This window comes from Bradyrhizobium sp. BRP23 (genome assembly GCF_020194135.1).
GTDB classification, from domain to species: domain Bacteria; phylum Pseudomonadota; class Alphaproteobacteria; order Rhizobiales; family Xanthobacteraceae; genus Bradyrhizobium; species Bradyrhizobium yuanmingense.
Genome location: NZ_JADYVW010000009.1, coordinates 130,734 through 151,512, shown reverse-complemented (window position 1 = coordinate 151,512; position 20,779 = coordinate 130,734). Strand labels below are relative to the sequence as shown.

General features: G+C 64.8%; 19 protein-coding genes. 10 read left to right on the top strand and 9 right to left on the bottom strand.

Translation table 11 applies throughout. The features are described from left to right. Positions 1 to 107: 107 nt before the first annotated feature. Genes I6F24_RS24385 through I6F24_RS24375 form a run of 3 tightly spaced genes read left to right on the top strand, consistent with a single transcriptional unit; the run spans position 108 to position 3,039 of the window. On the top strand, positions 108 to 491 hold the full coding sequence (locus I6F24_RS24385; RefSeq protein ID WP_024342525.1) for an Hsp20/alpha crystallin family protein: 384 nt from the start codon (positions 108 to 110) through the stop codon (positions 489 to 491). Positions 492 to 499: 8 nt separating this feature from the next. After that, the gene (gene lon, locus I6F24_RS24380; RefSeq protein ID WP_225150420.1) at positions 500 to 2,878 is read left to right on the top strand and encodes an endopeptidase La; all 2,379 of its coding nucleotides are present in this window, start codon (positions 500 to 502) and stop codon (positions 2,876 to 2,878) included. Between the two features lie 5 nt (positions 2,879 to 2,883). Then, positions 2,884 to 3,039 carry a hypothetical protein gene (locus I6F24_RS24375; RefSeq protein ID WP_167361688.1) on the top strand — a complete coding sequence of 52 codons (156 nt, stop codon included), beginning with the start codon at positions 2,884 to 2,886 and terminating at the stop codon, positions 3,037 to 3,039. 70 nt (positions 3,040 to 3,109) lie between these two features. Here the strand turns inward: I6F24_RS24375 and I6F24_RS24370 are convergent, their stop codons facing one another. The 4 genes from I6F24_RS24370 to I6F24_RS24355 form a co-directional block, all read right to left on the bottom strand. After that, complete coding sequence (locus I6F24_RS24370; protein WP_018320691.1) at positions 3,110 to 3,412, bottom strand: HU family DNA-binding protein; 303 nt, start codon at positions 3,410 to 3,412, stop codon at positions 3,110 to 3,112. 345 nt (positions 3,413 to 3,757) lie between these two features. After that, positions 3,758 to 4,990, bottom strand: coding sequence for an acetyl-CoA C-acetyltransferase (locus tag I6F24_RS24365; protein ID WP_225150418.1), 1,233 nt, complete (start codon positions 4,988 to 4,990; stop codon positions 3,758 to 3,760). 243 nt (positions 4,991 to 5,233) lie between these two features. Further along, a complete protein-coding gene (locus I6F24_RS24360) occupies positions 5,234 to 6,694 on the bottom strand; it encodes a GH1 family beta-glucosidase (protein ID WP_225150416.1) in 1,461 nt (486 codons plus the stop codon). A gap of 159 nt (positions 6,695 to 6,853) precedes the next feature. Continuing rightward, complete coding sequence (locus I6F24_RS24355) at positions 6,854 to 7,807, bottom strand: LysR family transcriptional regulator (RefSeq protein ID WP_225150414.1); 954 nt, start codon at positions 7,805 to 7,807, stop codon at positions 6,854 to 6,856. Positions 7,808 to 7,886: 79 nt separating this feature from the next. Between I6F24_RS24355 and I6F24_RS24350 the strand changes: the two genes are divergently transcribed. Next, positions 7,887 to 8,462: a DUF4440 domain-containing protein gene (locus tag I6F24_RS24350; protein WP_225150412.1), complete on the top strand. Its 576-nt coding sequence runs from the start codon at positions 7,887 to 7,889 to the stop codon at positions 8,460 to 8,462. 62 nt (positions 8,463 to 8,524) lie between these two features. On the opposite strand, the gene I6F24_RS24345 is transcribed toward I6F24_RS24350, so the two are convergent. Both I6F24_RS24345 and I6F24_RS24340 read right to left on the bottom strand, forming a co-directional pair. Further along, a complete protein-coding gene (locus I6F24_RS24345; RefSeq protein ID WP_057026612.1) occupies positions 8,525 to 8,932 on the bottom strand; it encodes a hypothetical protein in 408 nt (135 codons plus the stop codon). A gap of 61 nt (positions 8,933 to 8,993) precedes the next feature. Continuing rightward, positions 8,994 to 9,161, bottom strand: a complete 168-nt coding sequence (locus I6F24_RS24340) for a hypothetical protein (RefSeq protein WP_225150410.1) — start codon at positions 9,159 to 9,161, stop codon at positions 8,994 to 8,996. A 384-nt stretch (positions 9,162 to 9,545) separates the two neighbouring features. Here I6F24_RS24340 and I6F24_RS24335 point away from each other — a divergent pair, with 384 nt between their 5' ends. From I6F24_RS24335 to I6F24_RS24325, 3 genes are read left to right on the top strand one after another with little or no spacing between them, the layout of a single operon-like run. Continuing rightward, a complete protein-coding gene (locus I6F24_RS24335) occupies positions 9,546 to 10,499 on the top strand; it encodes a sugar-binding protein (RefSeq protein ID WP_036007875.1) in 954 nt (317 codons plus the stop codon). Positions 10,500 to 10,532: 33 nt separating this feature from the next. Next, positions 10,533 to 12,050, top strand: coding sequence for a sugar ABC transporter ATP-binding protein (locus I6F24_RS24330; RefSeq protein ID WP_109142952.1), 1,518 nt, complete (start codon positions 10,533 to 10,535; stop codon positions 12,048 to 12,050). Further along, a complete protein-coding gene (locus I6F24_RS24325; protein WP_225150408.1) occupies positions 12,047 to 13,072 on the top strand; it encodes an ABC transporter permease in 1,026 nt (341 codons plus the stop codon). Before I6F24_RS24330 ends, I6F24_RS24325 begins: the two co-directional genes overlap by 4 nt. Positions 13,073 to 13,076: 4 nt before the next feature. On the opposite strand, the gene I6F24_RS24320 is transcribed toward I6F24_RS24325, so the two are convergent. Together I6F24_RS24320 and I6F24_RS24315 are read right to left on the bottom strand one after the other, a co-directional pair. Continuing rightward, the gene (locus I6F24_RS24320; protein WP_225156500.1) at positions 13,077 to 15,548 is read right to left on the bottom strand and encodes a TonB-dependent receptor; all 2,472 of its coding nucleotides are present in this window, start codon (positions 15,546 to 15,548) and stop codon (positions 13,077 to 13,079) included. Positions 15,549 to 15,711: 163 nt separating this feature from the next. Beyond that, positions 15,712 to 17,064, bottom strand: a complete 1,353-nt coding sequence (locus I6F24_RS24315; protein ID WP_225150404.1) for a histidine kinase — start codon at positions 17,062 to 17,064, stop codon at positions 15,712 to 15,714. A 204-nt stretch (positions 17,065 to 17,268) separates the two neighbouring features. Here I6F24_RS24315 and I6F24_RS24310 point away from each other — a divergent pair, with 204 nt between their 5' ends. Both I6F24_RS24310 and fghA read left to right on the top strand, forming a co-directional pair. After that, positions 17,269 to 17,889, top strand: a complete 621-nt coding sequence (locus tag I6F24_RS24310) for a response regulator transcription factor (RefSeq protein WP_036007891.1) — start codon at positions 17,269 to 17,271, stop codon at positions 17,887 to 17,889. A 69-nt stretch (positions 17,890 to 17,958) separates the two neighbouring features. Continuing rightward, a complete protein-coding gene (gene fghA / locus I6F24_RS24305; protein ID WP_225150401.1) occupies positions 17,959 to 18,804 on the top strand; it encodes an S-formylglutathione hydrolase in 846 nt (281 codons plus the stop codon). 159 nt (positions 18,805 to 18,963) lie between these two features. Here the strand turns inward: fghA and I6F24_RS24300 are convergent, their stop codons facing one another. Beyond that, on the bottom strand, positions 18,964 to 19,533 hold the full coding sequence (locus I6F24_RS24300) for a DUF3280 domain-containing protein (protein WP_225150399.1): 570 nt from the start codon (positions 19,531 to 19,533) through the stop codon (positions 18,964 to 18,966). Between the two features lie 60 nt (positions 19,534 to 19,593). Between I6F24_RS24300 and I6F24_RS24295 the strand changes: the two genes are divergently transcribed. Beyond that, positions 19,594 to 20,775, top strand: a complete 1,182-nt coding sequence (locus I6F24_RS24295; RefSeq protein WP_225150397.1) for an ABC transporter substrate-binding protein — start codon at positions 19,594 to 19,596, stop codon at positions 20,773 to 20,775. Positions 20,776 to 20,779: the final 4 nt, after the last annotated feature.

Genomic DNA, 20,779 nt, shown 5'->3' with positions numbered 1-20,779 from the left:
ATCGCACGGCGGCGCATGGCACATCAGCGCCACTGCACTGGATTTCCGTACTGGATTTCCTTGGAACCGGCCCCATATGCAGGCTTTCCCACCCCAGAGCCTGCATCATGCAACCCAAAAATCCCCTCGACTGGATGCTGTCCGAAGCCCTGGACTCGCTGACCCGCGCCGATCGGCTGCGCCAGCAGTTCGGCCGCCAGGAAGCCTGCTGGGAGCCGCCGATCGACGTGCTCGAGACCGAGCGTGAGCTCCTGATCCTGGTCGCGCTTCCCGGCGTCAATCCGGACAATGTCGAGACCGTCATCCATGACGGCGTGCTCGTCATCTCGGGTCAGCGCACCCTCCCGCCGGAGCTTCGCAACGCCCGCATCCATCGGCTCGAGCTGCCGCAAGGGCGTTTTGAGCGCCGCATTGCATTGCCCCTCGGCCGTTACGCCATCAGCCGCTTCGTGATGGACGGCTGCGTCGCACTGCGCCTCGCGAAATCCTGAGGTCGATCATGGCCACCGAACAGATGAACAACGAACAAAGCAATAACGACGTGAAGATCCCCGACGACGCGCTGATCATCGTCCCCGTGCGCGAGATGGTGCTGTTTCCCGGCGCGATCGCGCCGATCACGATCGGCCGGGCGAAGTCCATTGCCGCCGCGCAGCAGGCGCTGCGCGAGCAGCGGCCGATTGGCATCGTCCTGCAGCGCAGCCCCGAGACCAATGACCCCGGGCCGGACGACCTCTACAGGGTCGCAACCATCGCCAACATCGTGCGCTACATCACCGCGCCCGACGGCACCCATCACATCGTCTGCCAGGGCGTGCAGCGCGCGCGCATCCTCGACTTCCTGCCGGGGACGCCGTTCCCGGCCGCGCGCTTCCAGCAGATCCCCGAGCCGACCACGACCTCGCCCGAGATCGAGGCCCGCGCGCTGAACCTGCAGCGCCAGGCCATCGAGGCGATCGAGCTGCTGCCGCAGGCGCCGCCCGAGCTCGCCGCGATGTTCCAGGGCACCAGCGCGCCCGGCGCGCTGGCGGATCTGGCAACCTCGTTCATGGACATCAAGCCGCAGGACAAGCAGGAGGTGCTGGAGACCATCGACCTCGCTCTTCGCGTGGAGAAGGTGTCGAAGCACCTGGCCGAGCGGCTGGAGGTGCTGCGCATCAGCAACGAAATCGGCCAGCAGACCAAGGCCTCCTTCGACGAGCGGCAGCGCGAGGCGATCCTGCGCGAGCAGATGGCGACCATCCAGCGCCAGCTCGGCGAAGGCGACGGCAAGCAGGCCGAGGTCACCGAGCTGACGGCTGCGATCGCCAAGGCCAACATGCCGCCGGAAGCGGAGGCGCATGCCAAGAAGGAGCTGCGCCGCTACGAGCGCATGCCGGAGGCTGCCGGCGAGGCCGGCATGGTCCGCACCTATCTGGACTGGCTGATCGAGCTGCCCTGGGCGCTGCCCGCGGAGAAGCCGATCGACATCAAGGAGGCGCGAGCCATCCTGGATGCCGACCATTTCGGCCTGGAGAAGATCAAGGGCCGGATCATCGAATATCTGGCGGTGCGCAAGCTCGCCCCGCAGGGCAAGGCGCCGATCCTTTGCTTCGTCGGCCCGCCCGGCGTCGGCAAGACCTCGCTCGGCCAATCCATCGCGCGCGCGATGGATCGCCCTTTCGTGCGCGTCAGCCTCGGCGGCGTGCATGACGAGGCTGAGATCCGCGGTCACCGCCGCACCTATATCGGCGCGTTGCCCGGCAACATCATCCAGGGCATCAAGAAGGCGGGCGCGCGGAATTGCGTCATGATGCTGGACGAGATCGACAAGATGGGCCGTGGCGTGCAGGGCGATCCGTCCGCCGCGATGCTGGAGGTGCTCGACCCCGAGCAGAACGGGACGTTCCGGGACAATTACCTCGGCGTGCCCTTCGACCTGTCGCGCGTCGTGTTCATCGCGACCGCCAACATGCTCGACCAGATCCCGGGTCCGCTGCTGGACCGCATGGAGCTGATCAGCCTCGCCGGCTACACCGAGGACGAGAAGCTGGAGATCGCGCGGCGCTATCTGGTGCGGCGGCAGCTGGAGGCCAACGGCCTCTCGGCCGAGCAGGCCGAGATCGAGCCGGAAGCCTTGAAGCTGATCGTCAAGGGCTACACCCGCGAGGCTGGCGTGCGTAACCTCGAGCGCGAGATCGGCAAGGTGCTCCGCCATGCCGCGGTGCAGGTCGCCGAAGGCACGGCCGCGAAGGTCGTGGTGACGGCAAAGGACATCACCACCGTGCTCGGCCAGCCGCGCTTCGAGGGCGAGATCGCACTGCGCACCAGCGTTCCGGGCGTTGCCACCGGCCTGGCCTGGACGCCGGTCGGCGGTGACATCCTGTTCATCGAAGCCACGCGCGTGCCCGGCAAGGGCGGGCTGATTTTGACCGGCCAGCTCGGCGACGTCATGCGAGAGAGCGTGCAGGCTGCGCTGACGCTGGTGAAGAGCCGGGCCTCTCAGCTCGGCATCGATCCGCAAGCGTTCGAGAAGAGCGACATCCACGTTCACGTCCCCGCGGGCGCAACCCCGAAGGACGGGCCGAGCGCGGGCGTTGCGATGTTCACGGCGCTGACCTCCCTGCTCACCAACCGCACGGTGAGGAGTGACACCGCGATGACCGGCGAGATCTCGCTGCGCGGCCTGGTGCTGCCGGTCGGCGGCATCAAGGAGAAGGTGGTGGCTGCGGCTGCTGCCGGCCTGAAGCGGGTGATGCTGCCGGCGCGCAACAAGCGGGACTATGACGACATCCCGAAGAGCGCGCGGGACACCCTCGAGTTCATCTGGCTGGAGCGCGTCGACGAAGCCATCGCCGCGGCGCTCGAGCCGGCTGAAGCCAAGGAAGCGGCGGAGTGAATGCGATGAAGAAACTGCTGGAAAGAGCGAAGCGGTCGCGGAAGACGCAGCGGCTGCGCCAATTGCTCGATCGCGCGATCGACCGGATTCGCGATGGGCTCGTAGGACCCGAGCCGCGGCTTCAGCCTGCTACGGTCCGAGTGAAGCGCCGCAAGGGTTGAGCCCTCCGTCTCGAACCCTCGCGGCTACCCCAGACAAAAGGCCCCCTCGTTCGAGGGGGCCTTTGCGTTGTTAGCCCACGGCGTCCTTGGCGGCCTTGACCGGGCGGGCGCGGACGATCTTCCGGGCCGGCTTGGCCTTGAACATCATCTCTTCACCCGTGAACGGGTTGGTGCCCTTGCGCGCCTTGGTCGCGGGCTTCTTGATGACCACGAACTTGGCGAAGCCCGGCACCAGGAACAGGCCGTTCTTCTTGAGCTCCTTGTGGCCGACATCGGTCAGCGTCTCCATGACGTTCTTGACGTCACGCTTGGAAAGCTCGGTGGCGGTCGCAATCTTTTCGATCAATTGCGATTTGGACATCTGGGTTGGCATCGTGTCTCCTCTGATTCGTTGCCGGTTGCATATTAGACCAACCGTTGAAGGCCTATAGCCTTCTGCACAGTTTTGTCGCGAAATTACGGGCTTTTCTGGCCTGCTGTGACAAAAAACCCTGCTTTTTAGCTACTTCCGGAGCGGATGAAGCCTCGGGCAGCGGTTTTTGCCTTGTTTCAAAGGCCCGCACGCAACCTTGCTAGAACTGATTCGCCGCTTTCGACAAGCGACGACCGGCCTCTTTATGAGAGGCCGGTCGTGTTTCACCCTGAAAAATAAGGGTCGGATCGCTGGTCGCCGGTCTTCTTCCCCGTAAAAATGGGGAGAAAGTCAGTGGGCGATTGGCTAGACGCGCTCGATGATGATGGCCGGCGCCATGCCGCCGGCGGCGCACATGGTGACAAGACCGCGCTTGAGGTCGCGCCGTTCGAGCTCGTCGAGCACGGTGCCGATCAGGATCGAGCCGGTGGCACCGATGGGGTGGCCGAGCGCGATCGAGCCGCCGTTGACGTTGACCTTGGCGCGATCGAGCTTGAGGTCGCGGGTATATTTTTCCGCCACCACGGCGAAGGCCTCGTTGATCTCGAACAGGTCGATATCGTCGATGGTGAGCCCCGCCTTGGCCAGCACCTTGCGCGTTGCCGGCACCGGTGCGTTCAGCATGAGGGTCGGCGAGTCCCCCATGTTGGCCATCGCGACCACGCGGGCCCGGGCTTTAAGGCCATGCGCCTTGGCATAAGCGGGCGAGGCCAAAAGGATCGCAGCAGCGCCGTCGACGACGCCGGAGGAGTTGCCGGCGTGATGCACGAAGTCGATTTCGAGATCAGGGTACTTTTGCAGGATCAGGCCGCGATAGGTCGTGCCCTTGTCGTCGAGCGCGTAGTCCGCGACGGCGGGGAATGCCGGCTTCAGGCTGCTGAGGCCTTCCATCGTGGTCTGCGGCCGTGGGTATTCTTCATGATCCAGCGCCAGACTGCCGTCCTCGCGGTAAACAGGCACGAGGCTCTTCTTGAAGTGGCCGTTTGCGATCGCGTGCGCGGCGCGCTTCTGGCTCTCCAGCCCGAGCGCGTCGACGTCGCTTCGGGTGATGCCCTCCAGCGTCGCGATCGCATCGGCGCAGACGCCCTGATGCGATTGCGGATGCCGTGCCCGCAGGCGCAGATTGCCGCTATCCATCATCATCGGACCACCGCCGCGGCGTCCCTCCATCGACATCATCTCGCAGCCGCCGGCGATGACGAGATCCTCGGCACCGGCCATGATGGAGCTTGCCGCCATGTTGACGCTGGTGATGCCGCTGCCGCAGAAGCGGTCCAGCGTCACTGCGCTGGCACGCACGTCGTAGCCGGCATCGAGCGCCGACATGCGGCCGAGATCACCGCTTTGCGTTGCCACCTGCGCGCTGCAGCCCCAGACGATATCGTCGACATCGGCGGTATCGATGCCGGTGCGGTCAGCGAGCGCGCGCAGCACGGTCGCCCCGAGCTGCTGCGGATGAATACCCGACAGGGCTCCCTTGCCGGCCTTGCCGATGCCCCGCGGCGTGCGGCAGGCATCAATGATCAGCGCGTCAGGCATTGGCGTCGTCCTCTTGTTTATGGGTGTTGAGAACGGTTTTGAATAAGGGGGAGAAGAGAGTCAATGTGCGGCGCTCGCCCTTCGCCTCTCTCCGCGTGCGGGGAGAGGCCGGATTTTACGCGCAGCGGAAAATCCGGGTGAGGGGGAGCCTCAGCAAGAACGGTGACAGGGTGACAGATGGACTCGCGGAGAGAGCCCCTCACCCCTGCCCTCTCCCCGTAAGAACGGGGAGAGGGAGAAGAGCTACGCCCCCGCCGCGTTCTTCGCGATCACGTTGCGGTAGAAGCTGGCGCTGAGTTTTGCCGTGCGGACCTGGGTGTCGAAATTGACGTGGTACAGCCCGAAACGCTTGTTAAGGCCGTACACCCACTCGAAATTGTCCATCAGGCTCCAGAGGAAATAGCCGCGCACCGGCACGCCTTCGTCGGTGGCGCGCTGGAGCTGGGCGAGATAGTTGCGCAGATACATGATGCGATCGGTGTCGTAGATCTTGCCGTCGGGCGACACCACATCGTCGCCGGAGGTGCCGTTCTCGCTGATATAGATCGCATCCGTCTTCCAGATCTTCGCCGCCAGCTTCGGCACCCAGTAGATCGTCTCGGGCCCGACGCGCAGCCAGTCCGAATTCATGTGCGGGAACGATTTCGGGATCGGCAGCGGCTTGAAGCCCGCGCCCTGGTCGGAGGCCACCACGTAGTTCTGCGGCGCATAGATGTTGAGACCGAGAAAATCGACCGGCGAAGAGATGATCTTGAGCTCCGCATCGGTGTATTTCGGCGCGTTGGACCCGGCGTATTTCAGGAAGGCGTCGGTATAGCGGCCCGTCATGATGACGTTGAGGTAGCCGGCATTCATCTCGCGCAGCGCGATCTCCGCGGCCCGCACGTTTTCCGGCGTGTCGAAGGCAGGCGCGCAGGCATCGATGTTCTCCGCCGGCCCCACCCTGGTGCCGCGGCGGCCATGGGCGCGCACCGCCTGCACCGCGAGCCCGTGCGCCAGCGCACTGTTGTGCCTGATCTGATTGACATCGGCTTGCGGCAGCTTCAAGCCCGGCGCGTCGATGCCGACGCCGTAACCGAAATAGACGAAGCGCCCGCTCTCGTTCAACGTGAACACGTTCCTGACGCGGTCGGTGAGGTGCGCGGCGACATAGGCCGCGTAGTCGCCGAAGATCTTGCAGGTCTCGGTCGAACGCCAACCGCCGAACCGGTCCTCGAGCGACTGGGGCAGATCCCAATGATAAAGGGTCAGCCACGGCTCGATGCCGTTCTTCAGGAGCTCGTCGACGAGACGATTGTAGAAGTCGAGCCCCTTCGGATTGGGCTTGCCGTCGCCGTCCGGGAACAGCCGCGGCCAGGCCACCGAGAAGCGATAGGCCTTGCAGCCGAGCTCCTTGATGAGGGCGATGTCCTCCTTGTAGCGGTGATAGTGCTCGTTGGCGCGGTCGCCGGTGGTGCCGTCCTCGATCTTGCCGGGGATGCGGACGAACTTGTCCCAGATCGAGGCCCCTCGCCCGTCCTCCTCGACCGCGCCCTCGACCTGATAGGACGAGGTCGCCGTGCCCCAGAGAAAGCCCGCCGGAAAACCGCCTGCATTGCGCGGCGGCCGAGCCGGCTTGGCTTCGACGACAAGGGGACTCGCAATCCCAGCTGCGGACAATCCCGCCAGCTTGGCAAACCGGCGGCGCGAGACCCCCTCCGTCATTGATGCTGCTCCACTTCTTTTCGTTTCGGGCCGGCACAATGAACAGTTCCGGGCGATTTGAGAAGCGGGTGCAGGAGGTCCCAGATCCGCCACCGCAGGCGCGGCAGCACAATGCCGTTCCCTTGCCGAGATGAACGCCTATTGAGTTCAAACCGGATTCTAGCGTCGGCCTGCTCCGATTGAACCGACCACAATCTGCATCAGCCACGCGATGCCCGCGTCTTTCATAGCCGCTTTGGTCGCGATGGCCCGGATCGTATCCGGTTTGCGCGCGAAAGGCAGCTCGACCAACACGAGGCCGAAACGGCTGGCGTGCTGCTCCACCAGTTGGCGCGGCAATGCGGCGATCAAATCAGACCCGGAAAGCTGGGCAAGCGCCATCATGAAATTCGGAACAGTCAAAGCGATGCGGCGTTCGAGGCCGCGCTTTGCCAACATCTCATCAACGAAACCGCGCGGTTCCCCACTGAGAGAGACCAGCAGGTGCTGTGATCGCGCGAACGCAGCATGGGTTGGCGCTTTTGCGAAGGGATGTCCCTTGCGCATGGCCAGCACGAACTCCTCCTCGTAAAGCCTGCGCGCCTCGAAACGGGGTGATACCGCCGGCAGCGGCAGCATTGCGATATCGAGCTCGCGTCGTTCGAGCATGTCTAGGCTTTGCTGCCAAGGCTCTCCGATTGCGCCACCGCGCGGCGCAGGCATCAGGTGGATCAGCCCGATATCAATGTGGGGCGCCGCAGTCGCGATCGATTGCAACAGCGGACCGATCGCTGAGACCAGTACGGCATCGGGAGCGCCAATCGTAAATCGACGGCCACTTTGCTCCGGGTCGAACGGTGTGGCCGAGCCGATCAGCTGTTCGACGCGCGCGATGATCTCGGCCACCGGCTCTCCAAGCTCCAAGGCCCGTTCCGTTGGAACGACCCCCTTCGGGGTCCGCAGAAACAGCGGATCGTTCAGCAGAAGACGGAGCCGGCCGAGCGCATGGCTGACAGCCGACGGCGTCAGGCTCAGCCGAGCGGCTGCACGCGCGACATGGCGCTCTTCCAGGACCACGCGGAAGAGCACGAGGAGATTCAGATCAATCCTGGATAGATCAATTTGGTTCAGCATGTTGCTGAAATCATATCGCTGGATTCATTGGGATCAAGGCTTCATGCATGGGCCTCGTCGTTCGATCAGGAGCTGAGAAATGACCAACAAACCGTCCGGGCTGAACAGGTGGCCATGCGAGCAGGAAAAGATATCGCGGCGCTCGATGATGGCCGCTACCGCAGCAATTCCCCTGTCCGGTCAGCTTTCGGCCGATGCGGCCGCTGGAAGCGACGCGATAGCAGGCCTCGTCGAACGCGCCCGCGAGAAGAATGCCGCCTTCATGCGTGGCGATGTGGAGCGCTGGTCCCAGCTTGTCCGCATCGCGCCCGATTTCACGCTGATGCAGCCCTTTGGCGGGCCTACGAGTCGGGGATTCGACGCTAGTCCCCAGCGTCTGGCTGCCCTCTCCCGATACTTCAGGGAAGGCCAAACCGAACTTGAGGTTTTGCAAACCTATGCATCCGACGCGCTCGTCGCTCTCGTCATGGTCGAGCGCCAGCGCGCCGAGGTGGGCGGGTTGCCGGCTCAAGACTGGTCGCTGCGCGTGACCGAAGTCTACCGCAAGGACGGCACGGATTGGCAACTCGTGCACCGCCATGCGGATCCGCTGGTCCGAAGCATCACCTTGCAACAGGCGGCGATACTCGCCCGGGGATGGCCGGAGGAAAAATGACGAAGCGCCGCAGAAGAGCTCGGAGCTGGCGCGGCCGCCAGACGAGCGATTCGTCGCGATGTTCAGCGCGAGCGCTTCGGCAATTTCGGCAGCTTGTCGGGATTGAATGCCGGCATCTGCCCTGGTGGTTCAGGTGGCGGCGGCTGTTGTTCCCTGAGGATGAGCGTTCCGTGGAGGATCATGCCCGGCGCCTGAGGTGCCGTCGCAGTGTAGGTCGCGATCTTGCCAGGGCAGCTTCCCTCGATCGTCAACGTCAGCTCTTGATCGTTGCCGAACACGGTGGCGCGTCCGTCGGTGTGACGCTTCGTCAATACGGTTGCGGTGAAGCGATCCCCATCGATCTGGCAGGTGCCGTGATAGGTCATCAGGCTGTCACGGCCCCAGATCTGGCCGTCTGCGACATGGACGATCCCGGTACCATGGTCGAGCGGCGTCTTGTACCACGCCGCGTAGGTGCCGTCCTTCAGCATGGGAGCAGCCTCCCCTGGTATTCCCACGCCGACAATTGGCATCATTAGCGCCAATAAACGGTTAATGATCGGGCCCGTGCCAATCCGGTCTTTGCTTGCGCAGCTCGGCCTCGAGCTCCTCGATGATGCTGTGAAGCAGACACGCTGCAAGCGGATCGGTCACCTCGCGCTCCAGATCCCGGTACCGCGCAATCTGGAATTCCTGCTCTCTCAACTGGCGCTCTGTCATGAGACTTGCCCTCCGGCGAACCGACGCGGAGACGGGCGGAGAGTTTCGTTACAATTTTCAGATCATTTGCGATGGTTTCCAGTCGGTTAAAGGCGCGGCCGGCTTGCGGATTGCCCGAAAAGGCTGCCGCGGGACCGGCGACACCAGCCTGAGCGCGGCGGTTGACGTCCAGACCGTTGCTTCCAATTGCGTGCGCGGCGGGCTTCTGCTAGCTTGAGGTACGTGCCTCATTTCACCTCGCCGGCCGGGTCGGTGACCCGCCTCTGCCGCAACGATGCGGGTAGCGGCTGATTGCCGTGCCGCTGGGGGTGAGGCATGCGCCCAATCTGGGCTCAAGCAGAGTTGGCCATCAAAAAGGGCCGACCGCCTTAGGGGAGGAATGATATGCAGCGTCTCTTGGTTGCAGGTGTGTCTGTTGCCTTCGCGATCGCAGCGGGTGTCGGCCCGACGGATGCGGCGGACAAGAAGGTTCTGGCCTTCGTCGTCAACGGGGCGTCCGACTTCTGGAAGATCGCCGAGGCCGGGATGAAGAAGGCGCAGGGCGAGCTGCCCAACTACGAGCTCCAGTTCAAATATCCGGAACAGGCTGCAGCCGCCGTGCAGCAGCGCGTGATGGACGACCTCGTCGCCGCCGGTGCCGCCGGCATTATGGTCAGCGCAGTCGATCCGAAGAACCAGACCGAGCATCTCAACAAGGTTGCGTCCCAGACCGTGCTGTTCACCACCGACAGCGACGCGCCGAAATCCAAGCGCGTGGCCTATATCGGCTCCTCCAACACCGACCTCGGCAAGGAGGCAGGAAAGCTGATGGTCAAGGCGCTGCCGAACGGCGGCAAATGCGTCGGCTTCGTCGGCCTACCCGGCGCCGACAACGCACGCGAGCGCATCGAAGGCGTGAAGGAGACGCTCAAAGGCTCGAAGGTCGAGCTCGTCGACGTTCGCGGCGATGAGATCGACCAGACCCGCGCCAAGCGCAACGTCGAGGACATCCTCGCCGCCATGCCCGATGTGAGCTGCCTCGTCGGCTTCTACTCCTACAACACGCCGCGGATCTACGAGGTGCTCAAGGAGGCCGGCAAGCTCGGCAAGATCAAGATCATCGGCTTCGACGAGGATCCGATTACGCTCGGCGGCGTCAAGGAAGGCAGCATCGTCGGCACGGTGGTGCAGCAGCCGTTCGAATGGGGCTATCAGGGCATGAAGCTGATGGCGAACTACATCGGCGGCAACAAGTCCGGCATTCCGGCCAACGGTATCATCATCGTGCCCGGCAAGGTCATCGAAAAGGCGAATGTCGACGAGTTCATGGCCTCGATGAAGCAGATGCTGAAGAAATAGGAGAGATCCGCGCTGCCCGCCGTGCAGCCTGCCATGCCAGAACCGTTTCTCGAACTGGTCGACATCAGCAAGAGCTATCCAGGCGTGGTCGCTCTCGACCACGTCGGTCTCCAGGTGTCGCCCGGCGAGGTCGTTGCGCTGATCGGCGAGAACGGCGCCGGCAAGTCGACGCTGATGCGCGTGCTCGGCGGGGTCGTGGAGCCCAGCGGCGGCTTTATTCGTGTCGATGGCGCCGCGCGATCTTCGCTCACCGTGGCGGATGCGATCAAGGCGGGCATCGCCTTCGTCCATCAGGAACTGAACCTGTTCGACAATCTCGATGTCGCCGGCAACGTCTTCATCGGCCGCGAGCCCGTGCACGGCGGGCCCTTGCGGCTGATCGACCGCAAACGGATGTATGCCGATGTCGCGCCGCTGCTGGAGCGGCTGGGCTGCGATTTCGCGGCCGATGCGCCGCTCGCCGACCTGTCGCTGGCGCAGCGCCAGCTGGTCGAGATCATGAAGGCGCTTTCGCTCGACGCTCGTCTCGTCATCATGGACGAGCCGACCTCGAGCCTGACGCTCGCCGAGACGGACCGCCTGATGCGCACCGTGGCCGGCCTGAAAGCCCACGGCGTCAGCATCATCTTCATCACGCATCGGCTCAACGAGGTGATGCAGTGCGCCGACCGTGCGGTCGTGCTGCGCGACGGTCGCGTGGTCGGCGCGCTGACGCGTGCGGAGCTCTCTCCGGCGGCGATGATCCGCTTGATGATCGGCCGCGACCTGAAATCGCTCTACGTTCCGCCGGCCGCGCCGCCCGGCGACAGCGTGCTGGAGATCGTCGATGCCGTCACCGACACCTATCCCGGCCGTGCCGTGAGCCTATCGGTCCGCCGCGGCGAGATCCTCGGGCTTGCCGGCCTCGTCGGGTCCGGCCGCACCGAGCTCGCCCGCGCCGTCTTCGGCATCGATCCACTGCGTGGCGGCACGATACGACTCGATGGCGAGCCGATCCGTATCGCAAGCCCACGGGCCGCCATCGAGCAAGGCATCTATCTCGTTCCGGAGGACCGCAAGGGCGCAGGCCTGCTGCTCGACGTCTCGATCGCCGAAAACATCTCGCTGCCGGATCTGGCGTCCTATATGCGCTTCTGGCTGGTAGATACGGATCGCGAGAACGAGAACGCGGTGCGTCAGCGGGAGCGCCTCAAAATCCGCGCGCCCGACGTCAAGACCGCCGTCGGCTCGCTGTCGGGAGGCAACCAGCAGAAGGTCGTGCTCGCCAAATGGCTGTCGATGCGGCCGAAGGTGCTGATTGTCGACGAGCCGACGCGCGGGGTCGACGTCGGAGCCAAGCAGGAAATCTACGGCATGCTGCGCCGCCTGACCGATGCCGGGGTGGCGATCCTGATGATCTCCAGCGACATGGAGGAGGTGATCGGGGTCAGCGACCGGCTCGCGGTGATGCATGAAGGCGCGATCTCGGGCTTCCTTGATCGCAGCCAGTTCAGTGAGCACAATGTGCTGCAGCTTGCCGTTGGCCACACAATCACGGCGGAGGGACCTTGAGCAAGAAAGACCTGAGCCTTCTCGTTCTGATTCTGGTGGTCGGGACCGTTGTCGCCCTGATCAATCCGAGATTCCTGTACGTCGGCAATCTCTCGAACACCGCCAACCAGATCGGGCTGTTCGGCATCTTCTCCATCGCCGAAGCCTTCATCATCATCATCGGCGGGATCGAGCTGTCGGTGGGTTCGGTGATCGCACTGCTGGGCGTCCTGTTCATCGACCTGATCGTCAATCACGACGTCAACTGGGTCGTAGCCCTCGCGATGATCGTCGCGGCCGGGCTCGTGATCGGCCTGGTTCATGGCACGCTGGTGACCAGGATGCGGATCCAGGCTTTCGTGGTCACGCTGTGCGGCCTTCTGATCTATCGCGGCGCGGCGCGCTATTACACCGAGGACGCGACGGCGGGCTTCGGCTTCGGCGCGAGCTTTCCGATGCTGGAATGGCTGGCCGCCGGCCGCACAAACGTGCTCGGATTCCCGCTGCCGCACAGCGTGGTGGCGCTCGCCGTGGTGGCCGTGATCGCCTGGGTGGTGCTTCACCGCTCGGTGTTCGGCCGCTATCTCCTTGCCGTCGGCAAGAACGAGGAAGCCGCACGCTACTCCGGCATTCGCACCAACCGCGTGATCATCTCGGCCTATGTCATCTGTGGCGGGCTGACTGCGTTTTCGGCGATCCTGATCGCGATGTACACCCGTTCGATTTCGCCGGCGGTGCACGGCTCGTTCTACGAGCTCTACGCCATCGCGGCCGCCGTGCTCGGCGGCTGCTCCTTGCGCGGCGGCGAAGGCTCGATCATCGGCGTCGTGCTCGGCACCGTGCTGCTCCAGGTGCTGCAGAATCTCGTCAACCTGCTGGGCATTCCGAGCTCGCTCAATTTCGCGGTGATGGGAACGGTGATCCTGGTCGGCGTGCTCGGCGATCAATATCTGGTGCAGCGACGCCACCGCGCGAGTGCGGCCAAAGGCCGGGAGCAGGCGAACGTCGCTGCGGCTCCGCTCGAGCGCGTGAAGGTGGAGTGAAAATCTAGAACGTCACCCGCAACCCCGCGTAAAACGCGCGCGGCCTTGCCGGGCTCAGCGAGCGCGGGTCGGTGAAATCCGCGCCGCCATTGGTGAAGTTGGGCAAGGCGTCGCGGTCGAAGAACTGGCCGTAGGTCACGTAACGCTTGTCGAAGATGTTGTCGACGCGGCCGTAGAGCTGGACGTTCTTCGCGACCTGATAGGAGGTGTGGAGATTGAACACCGTGTAGGACGGCAGCTTCGCGAACTGGTTGGACTCGTCGCCGACCAGATACTGGCTGGAGACGAACAGCGCGTTGCCGCCGACCTTCCAGACGTCGGTCACGGCATAGTCGACGCCGACCTTGACGCGGTGGCGCGGGACTGCCGGGATCTGGTTTCCGGGCCTGACCTGAATGGTCTCGGAGGTATCGTCGGCAAACGGGCTTTCCGAGCCGAGCTCGAGCGGATCAAGGAAGCCGGCATCGACGAACGCGTAACTCGCCTGGAACTGCAGCGTCGGAGACTTGATGTTGACTTCGGCTTCGAGCCCCTGCCGCCGGGTGCGGCCTACGTTCGAAAAATAGCCGAAACCAGTCCGGCCAACGACCGGCACCGCCATGATGTCGTCGTGGTTGGTGGCGCGAAAGCCGCCGATCTTCCATCCGAGGGAGCCGATGTTCAACTCCTTGGTGCCCCGGAAACCGGCCTCCACGGTCTTGGAGACGACCTGCTTGAGCGGCGGATCGGAGACCAGAAACGCCGCGATCAGACAGGGACGGGCCGGATCGGAGCAGCCGAGCTCGAGCGGCGTCGGGACGCGGTTGGCCTCGGAGTAGCCGGCATAGGCGGTCAATTCCGGCGTGATCCTGTAGGTGCCGCCGATGATCGGATTGAAACGCGTGAAGGTGTGATCGCCGTTGAGCGCAGTCCCAAGCTGATCTTCCAACGTGATCCGCGCCGCATTGAAGCGGCCGCCCCCCGTGATGGCGAAGGCATCCGTGACGTTGAACGTATCCATCGCGTAGAGGCCGTTATACTGATTGACGGTCCGCAGCGAGACCGGGCCGGCGACGGGGTCCGCCACAGGAGTCGGTCCCAGGAAAACGCCGCTGCCGCTGACGACGTAGTTCTCTCCCATCGAGCCGATTTCGGAGGAGGCGTTGTAGCGCGTGACGCTGGCGTCATAGGTTGCGCCCACCACGAAGCGGTTGTCATGACCGAACAACTGGTCGGTGTTGGTGGCCTGCCCCGACACGCCGAACGTGGTCGAACGGATCGAGCCGCGGTCGATCGCGCCGAGGATCGTGCCCGGCGCAAATGGGTTGGCAAGCTGCGCGCCGCCCGCCCCGTAGGCGGGTGAGGTGTCGTCGCCAAAGCAAAGCAGCGCCGGATCTGCAGCGCACTCCTCCACATCGGTCGGGTTGCCGTCGACCACCTTTTGCTCGTACCTGCGCACACGCGCGGTGCCTTCGACCGTCCAGGTCGGCGTCGCGTCGACCTTGCCGGTCAGGTTGAGATAGCCGACGCGATTGGAGGTGGTCTGCGGCGTGGTGTAGGTCGCGCCCCAATATCTGTCGAGCAGCTCGGCCGGGACCGTGGCGCTGGCGCCGAAATCGTTCTTGGCCACGCCCATATTGGCGTGGAATTCGCTGTCGCCGGCCCTGTAGCCGACATCGCCGTAGAAGCGCCGCACGGTCGATTGGGAAAAATTGCGGAAGCCGTTGTCGCGCAGTCCTTCGAGCGCACCGTAGACGGCGAAGTTCTGGTCGACCTGCTTGCCCCATTGCGCCGAGCCCTGGATGCGGCCGAACGATCCGCCCATGAGGTCGAGCTCGGCGCCCTGATAGGTGAAGCCGTCCTTCATCTGCAGGTTAATCGCGCCGCCGAGCGCATTGAGGCCGAACGCCGGGTTGTTGGTCACCAGCGTCACCGACCTGATCGCGGCGGTGGGGATCAGGTCCCAATTGACGGCATCCGAGAATGCCTCGTTGATGCGGACGCCGTTCTGGTACACGGCAAGCCCCTGCGGCGTGCCCGTCACGGGCGAAGCGACGAAGCCGCGGAATTCGACATCCGGCTGGAACGGATTGCCGGTGACTTCGCTGATGTTGACGCCGGCGATGTTGTCGCGCAGCGCGTCCGTGACGTTCAGCGAACCGGTGCGCCTGATCTGGTTGGCATCGACGGCATTGATCGCCGACGGGACCTTGTCGACGTCGAGACCTCGGCCAATGCCCGGCGAGGTCGGAAAGACGTAGATCCGTGTCCTCGGCGCGGCCGATCCCGGCGCCCCCACGCGCGCGACAGGTCGAGACGGCGCCGGGCGCCGCGCTGCCGAAGGTCGCGCGGAGACTTCGACCGGCGGCAGGTTCTGGACGTTGGTCTCCTCGTCCGGCGCGGCCCCGGCAGGGGTCGCATAGACCAAGCCTGTTGCCAGCCCGGTCGACACCGAAGCCATCAACAATGCACGCTTGAACGAAACAACCTTGCCCATCCCCGCCTTCCCATCCGTGGCCACCGGCTGTTTTGATTTCCGCCGATTGGTCGAGAGGAGTTTATTCGGCCGCAATGGGGACGCCAGCCACAAAAGGTCGGACCCTGTCCGCACCCATTTTCCCGACCAAATCGGGAATTTTTCCCGATCGCTTCGGATGCGATCAGGTTGCCGCTGTCGGCACAACCGCTTCCACGGTCACGCCGCCCTCACCGGAGACCACATTGAGCGTGCCGCCGAGTGCCAGGATCCGCTCGCGCATGCCGACGAGGCCGAAGCCGAGCTTCTGGCCCGGCTCCATGCCGCGGCCATTGTCGCTGACCCGCACCCGGGCGCAGACGCGGCCGCCGGTCTGCTCGACCGGCTCGATGACGACGCTGACCGAGGTCGCGCCGGCGTGGCGGAACACGTTGGTGAGCGCCTCCTGCACGATGCGATAGATGGTGAGATCGGCGGTCTCGCCGGTGGCGCCCAGCGCCGGCGAGATCGAGGTCTCGATCGCAACATCGGGACGCGACTCCCGCCACAGCCGCGACAGGGATTCGAGCGCCTGGCGCAGGCCGAGCTCGGCAAGACCCACCGGCCGAAGGCGCTCCAGCACACGGCGATTGAACTGCTGGAGTGCATTGATCTGCTCCAGCATGGCGCTGCCATGTTTGCGCACGGCATCGGCGCTCGGCTCGCGTCCGTCCGCCTGCTTGGCCAGCGCGCTCGCATGCGCGCGCAGCGAGAACAGATAGGGTCCGAACTCGTCGTGCAATTCGCGCGCGATCTCCTTGCGCTCGATGTCCTGCAGCGACACCGCCCGCTCGGCGAGGCGCCGCTTGTCCTCGACCGCTTCACCAAGCGTTGCGGCCAGATGGTTGAGCCTGGTGCAGATCGCGGCGAGCTCCGGCGCGCCGCCCGGCGCGACACGGGCCTCGTAATGTCCGCTTTCGAGCTTGCCCATGGCGTCAGCCAGCGACTGCAGCGGTGCCAGGGCACGGCCGACCACCTTCATCATCAGGAAGAACAGCGCGAGCGCGATCACCGAGCCGACCTCGAGCTGGGTCACGATGCCGTCCCAGATCTCGGCGATCTCGTCGTCGGGGTGCGAGGTAATCACGAGCGAGCCGGGCTTGCCGCGGATCGAGACCGGCACGCTGACCGCGGTCTGCTCGGGATGAACCAGGCTGACGAACCAGGCCGGCGGGGCACGCGTGTCGACATCGGAGCCAAGCCGGCGGGGCGTCAGCGGGTTCCCACCGGCATCGTGCAGCGCGATGCTGACATGGCGCAGGCGGCTGAGATCGCGGGCGATCTGGTTCAGCCTGGCGTCCGGATCGGGCGCCTCGTTGAGATCGGCAACGATCATCTCGATGAATTCGCGCGCGAGGCGGATCACGCTGTGGTCCTCGGCCTGCACGCGCGGGCCGGCCTCGGCGATCTGGCGGCCGATATTGACCGCGAGCCCAAGCGCCAGCAGCAGCGCCAGCAGGAGATTGATGCGCCCGCGCAAGGAAAGATTCTGCCACATTGGTCTCGCTCGTGCCTCGCGAAGGGTTGGCCGCGCCTGTCCGATGGCGTTGACAGAGGCGAACCGCCCGATATCTAATCGGAAGCGTACAGCAATCCCGGCCGGGTTGCATGAGCCGACACGAGACTCGCGTCTTGCCTGGTCAATCTCATGCGGCGCAGAACAGGCAAGCTCCAAGGGAACGGGCTGTCGCGGGGAACGCTTATGCGCATTCTGATCGTCGACGATCATCCCATCGTCGCCTCCGGCTGCCGTGCCGTGCTGGCCGACGAAGGCGAGATCGAAATTTTGGAGGCCGCCGACGCCGAGGACGGCGAGTGCGTCTTCATCGTCGAACGTCCCGACCTCTGCATCATCGACATCAATTTGCCGACCGTCTCCGGATTTGAACTCGCGCGCCGCATCCTCGAGCGTGCGCCGGAGGCCCGCATCATCATGTTCAGCATGAATGACGACCCCGCCTTCGCCGCGCGCGCGATCGAGTGCGGCGCCAAGGGCTACGTCTCCAAGACCGGCGATCCCGACGACCTCGTCGAGGCGATCCGCGCCGTCGGAAGCGGCGGCACCTATCTTCCGACCGCGATCGCGCGCAGCATCGCCTTCGCCGGACCGACGCTGGCGCAGAACCCGCTGTCGAAGCTGAACGCGCGCGAGATGGAGATCCTGCGGCTGCTCAGCGCCGGCAAGAGCCTGTCCGAGATCGCGTGGCTGGTGCAATCGTCCTACAAGACGGTGGCCAATACCTCGTCCATCATGCGCCAGAAGCTCGGAGTGAAGACCTCGGTCGAGCTGGTGCGGCTGGCGATCGACAGCGGCGTCGCCTGACCACGCCATGAATTTGGTCACACAAGCGTTGCAATCTTGATGTGATGAGATGCCACGGAGTCCTTGGGCATGACGATTCAGACTGTCTCGACCAACAAATCCCATGGCGGCGTGCAGGGCGTCTATCGCCACGCCAGCCAGACGACCGGAACCGACATGGTGTTCTCGGTCTATGTCCCGCCGCATGCCGACGGTGCCAAGCTGCCCGTGGTCTGGTACCTCTCCGGCCTAACCTGCACGCATGCCAACGTCACCGAGAAGGGTGAATTCCGCAAAGCCTGCGCCGAGCTCGGCCTGATCTTCGTCGCGCCCGACACCTCACCGCGCGGAGCCGACGTACCGGGCGATGCCAACAATTCCTACGATTTCGGCCTCGGGGCCGGCTTCTATGTGGACGCCACGCAAGAGCCGTTCGCGCGTAATTATCGCATGTGGAGCTACGTCACGGACGAGCTGCCAAAGCTGGTTGCGGAGAGCTTTCCGGTCGATGCCAGGCGGCAATCGGTGATGGGCCACTCGATGGGCGGCCACGGCGCGCTGACGGTGGCGCTGCGCAATCCGCACCGCTTTCGCGCAGCCAGCGCGTTCGCGCCGATCGTGGCGCCCTCGCTCGTGCCCTGGGGCATCAAGGCGCTGACCGGCTATCTCGGACCGAACAAGGAGTCTTGGCGCAACCACGACACGGTGGCGCTGATCGAGGACGGTGCCAAGTTCTCCGGCTTCCTGGTCGACGTCGGCGAGGCCGACAATTTCCTGAAGGAGCAGCTCAGGCCGGAGCTGCTCGAGGCCGCCTGCGCCAAGGCCGGCATCCCGCTGACGCTGCGGCGCCAGGCGGGCTACGACCACAGCTATTATTTCATCTCGACCTTCATGAGCGATCACCTGCACTGGCATGCGGAGAGATTGAAGGGGTGATGTCTTTCACCTTCTCCCCTTGCGGGAGAAGGTGGCGCGAAGCGCCGGATGAGGGGTTCTCTCCGCTCGCACGACCATTCGTGGGGATGGAAACCCCTCACCCGTCTCGCCGCTACGCGGCGAGCCACCCTCTCCCACAAGGGGAGAGGGAAAACCCCTTCACGGCTTCCCGTAGTTCGGCGCCAGCAGGCGGTTGCGGATGAGATAGCTCATCGTGCGCGACCAGGATTCATCCGTGTTGCCGCGCATGTCGGCGCTGGCGACCGCGACCATGTTGCCGGTCTTCACGTCGCGCAGATAGATGTTGAGATTGATGATCAGGTTGGAGACCTTCTGCACGAGGCCGGTGATCTCCAGATCGGCGCCGAGCTGCCCGGCGAGCTTGAGGTCGCAGCCGCCGCAGGCCTGCAGGTTCGCGCGACGGGCGGCCTCCCGTACCGGCGCGATGTCGAGCACCTGGAACTTGCCCGACTCTGCCAGCTCCTTGCGCAGCTGCTCGCTGATGCGCATGAGCCGCGCCTCTTCCGGCTTGGAGCCGTAGAACTCGCCCGGCAGGCTGGTGTCGACCAACTCGAAATCGAACACCGCGAGCTTCGGTGGATCGGCGAGCGCGCCCGCCCCCATCCACAGCAATGCTGCGGTTGCCAACAATGCTCGCATGATCGTGATGCCCGGCTTCGCGCGCGCGGGGACGAAATGCGGGGTTGCACGGCCTGACAAATTGGTCATGCTTGAAGCAGAGACAATTCTTCACCGGCGGTCAAGCCGGGGAGATCGTCTGGAGGAAACATGATCCGATGGTTGGCCGGCCTGATCGGCTTTGGTCTTGCCGCGACGAGCGCGCTTGCGGCCGATCCCGTCACGATCGGCGTCGGCTATCTCGCAATCGCCGGCACCCGATCAACGCTGTCGCTGGCCGATCAGCCTGCCGAGAACGACGGCCTCGCCGGCGCGCGCCTTGCCATCGAGGACAACAACACCACCGGGAAATTCACCGGCCAGCGCTTCACGCTGGAGGAGCGCCGCATCAGGGAAGGCGAGGACGTGGCGCAGGCTGCGACCGCGCTCGCCGAGAAGAACGGCTTCATCATCACCGACCTGCCCGCCGATGCGCTGTTGAAGGTCGCGGACGCCTTGCGCGACCGCGGCACGCTGCTGTTCAACGCCGGCGCGATCGACGAGCGGCTGCGCGAGACCGATTGCCGCGCCAACGTCATCCACACCGCGCCGACGCGTGCGATGCTCGCCGACGCGCTCGGCCAATATCTGGTGTGGAAGAAGTGGTCGCGCTGGCTGCTGGTGGTCGGCTCGCACGACGAGGACAAGCTGTTCGCGGATGCTATCAGGCGCACCGCGGCGCGGTTCGGCGCCAAGATCGTGCAGGAGCGGACCTTCGAGGACAAGGGCGGGGCGCGGCGCACCGATAGCGGCGTGGCGCAGATCCAGCGTCAGATCCCCGTCTTCACGCAGCAGGCACCGGCCTATGACGTGCTGGTCGCCGCCGACGAGAGCGAGGTGTTCGGCTCTTATCTGCCCTATCGCACCTGGGATCCGCGCCCGGTCGCCGGCTCCGCCGGCCTCGTGCCGCGCAGCTGGGACGCATCGCAGGATCAGTGGGGCGCGATCCAGATGCAGAACCGCTTCATCAAGCTGAATTTGCGCCGGATGACCGCGCGCGACATGCAGGCCTGGACGGCGGTGCGCATGATCGGCGAAGCCACCTCGCGCACCAATTCCGGCGAGGTCAGGAAGGTCACCGATTTCATCAAGGGCCCGGATTTCTCGGTCGCCGCCTTCAAGGGCACGCGGCTGACCTTGCGCGACTGGAACCTGCAGCTGCGCCAGCCGATCCTCCTGGTCGACGGCCGCATGGTGGTGTCGGTGTCGCCGCAGGAAGGATTCCTGCACCAGGTCTCCGAGCTCGACACGCTCGGCTACGATCGCCCGGAGAGCAAATGCAAGCTGAAATGAGGAT

Bases quoted from the DNA above. Each gene is read 5' to 3' on its own strand.
- I6F24_RS24320 (WP_225156500.1), bottom strand. From the start codon at position 15,548: ATGGGCAAGGTTGTTTCGTTCAAGCGTGCATTGTTGATGGCTTCGGTG.
- I6F24_RS24365 (WP_225150418.1), bottom strand. From the start codon at position 4,990: ATGCCTGACGCGCTGATCATTGATGCCTGCCGCACGCCGCGGGGCATC.
- I6F24_RS24335 (WP_036007875.1), top strand. From the start codon at position 9,546: ATGCAGCGTCTCTTGGTTGCAGGTGTGTCTGTTGCCTTCGCGATCGCA.
- I6F24_RS24385 (WP_024342525.1), top strand. From the start codon at position 108: ATGCAACCCAAAAATCCCCTCGACTGGATGCTGTCCGAAGCCCTGGAC.
- I6F24_RS24360 (WP_225150416.1), bottom strand. From the start codon at position 6,694: ATGACGGAGGGGGTCTCGCGCCGCCGGTTTGCCAAGCTGGCGGGATTG.
- I6F24_RS24300 (WP_225150399.1), bottom strand. From the start codon at position 19,533: ATGACCAATTTGTCAGGCCGTGCAACCCCGCATTTCGTCCCCGCGCGC.
- fghA (WP_225150401.1), top strand. From the start codon at position 17,959: ATGACGATTCAGACTGTCTCGACCAACAAATCCCATGGCGGCGTGCAG.
- I6F24_RS24375 (WP_167361688.1), top strand. From the start codon at position 2,884: ATGAAGAAACTGCTGGAAAGAGCGAAGCGGTCGCGGAAGACGCAGCGG.
- I6F24_RS24295 (WP_225150397.1), top strand. From the start codon at position 19,594: ATGATCCGATGGTTGGCCGGCCTGATCGGCTTTGGTCTTGCCGCGACG.
- I6F24_RS24350 (WP_225150412.1), top strand. From the start codon at position 7,887: ATGACCAACAAACCGTCCGGGCTGAACAGGTGGCCATGCGAGCAGGAA.
- I6F24_RS24355 (WP_225150414.1), bottom strand. From the start codon at position 7,807: ATGCTGAACCAAATTGATCTATCCAGGATTGATCTGAATCTCCTCGTG.
- I6F24_RS24315 (WP_225150404.1), bottom strand. From the start codon at position 17,064: ATGTGGCAGAATCTTTCCTTGCGCGGGCGCATCAATCTCCTGCTGGCG.
- I6F24_RS24345 (WP_057026612.1), bottom strand. From the start codon at position 8,932: ATGCTGAAGGACGGCACCTACGCGGCGTGGTACAAGACGCCGCTCGAC.
- I6F24_RS24370 (WP_018320691.1), bottom strand. From the start codon at position 3,412: ATGCCAACCCAGATGTCCAAATCGCAATTGATCGAAAAGATTGCGACC.
- I6F24_RS24340 (WP_225150410.1), bottom strand. From the start codon at position 9,161: ATGACAGAGCGCCAGTTGAGAGAGCAGGAATTCCAGATTGCGCGGTAC.
- I6F24_RS24310 (WP_036007891.1), top strand. From the start codon at position 17,269: ATGCGCATTCTGATCGTCGACGATCATCCCATCGTCGCCTCCGGCTGC.
- lon (WP_225150420.1), top strand. From the start codon at position 500: ATGGCCACCGAACAGATGAACAACGAACAAAGCAATAACGACGTGAAG.
- I6F24_RS24330 (WP_109142952.1), top strand. From the start codon at position 10,533: ATGCCAGAACCGTTTCTCGAACTGGTCGACATCAGCAAGAGCTATCCA.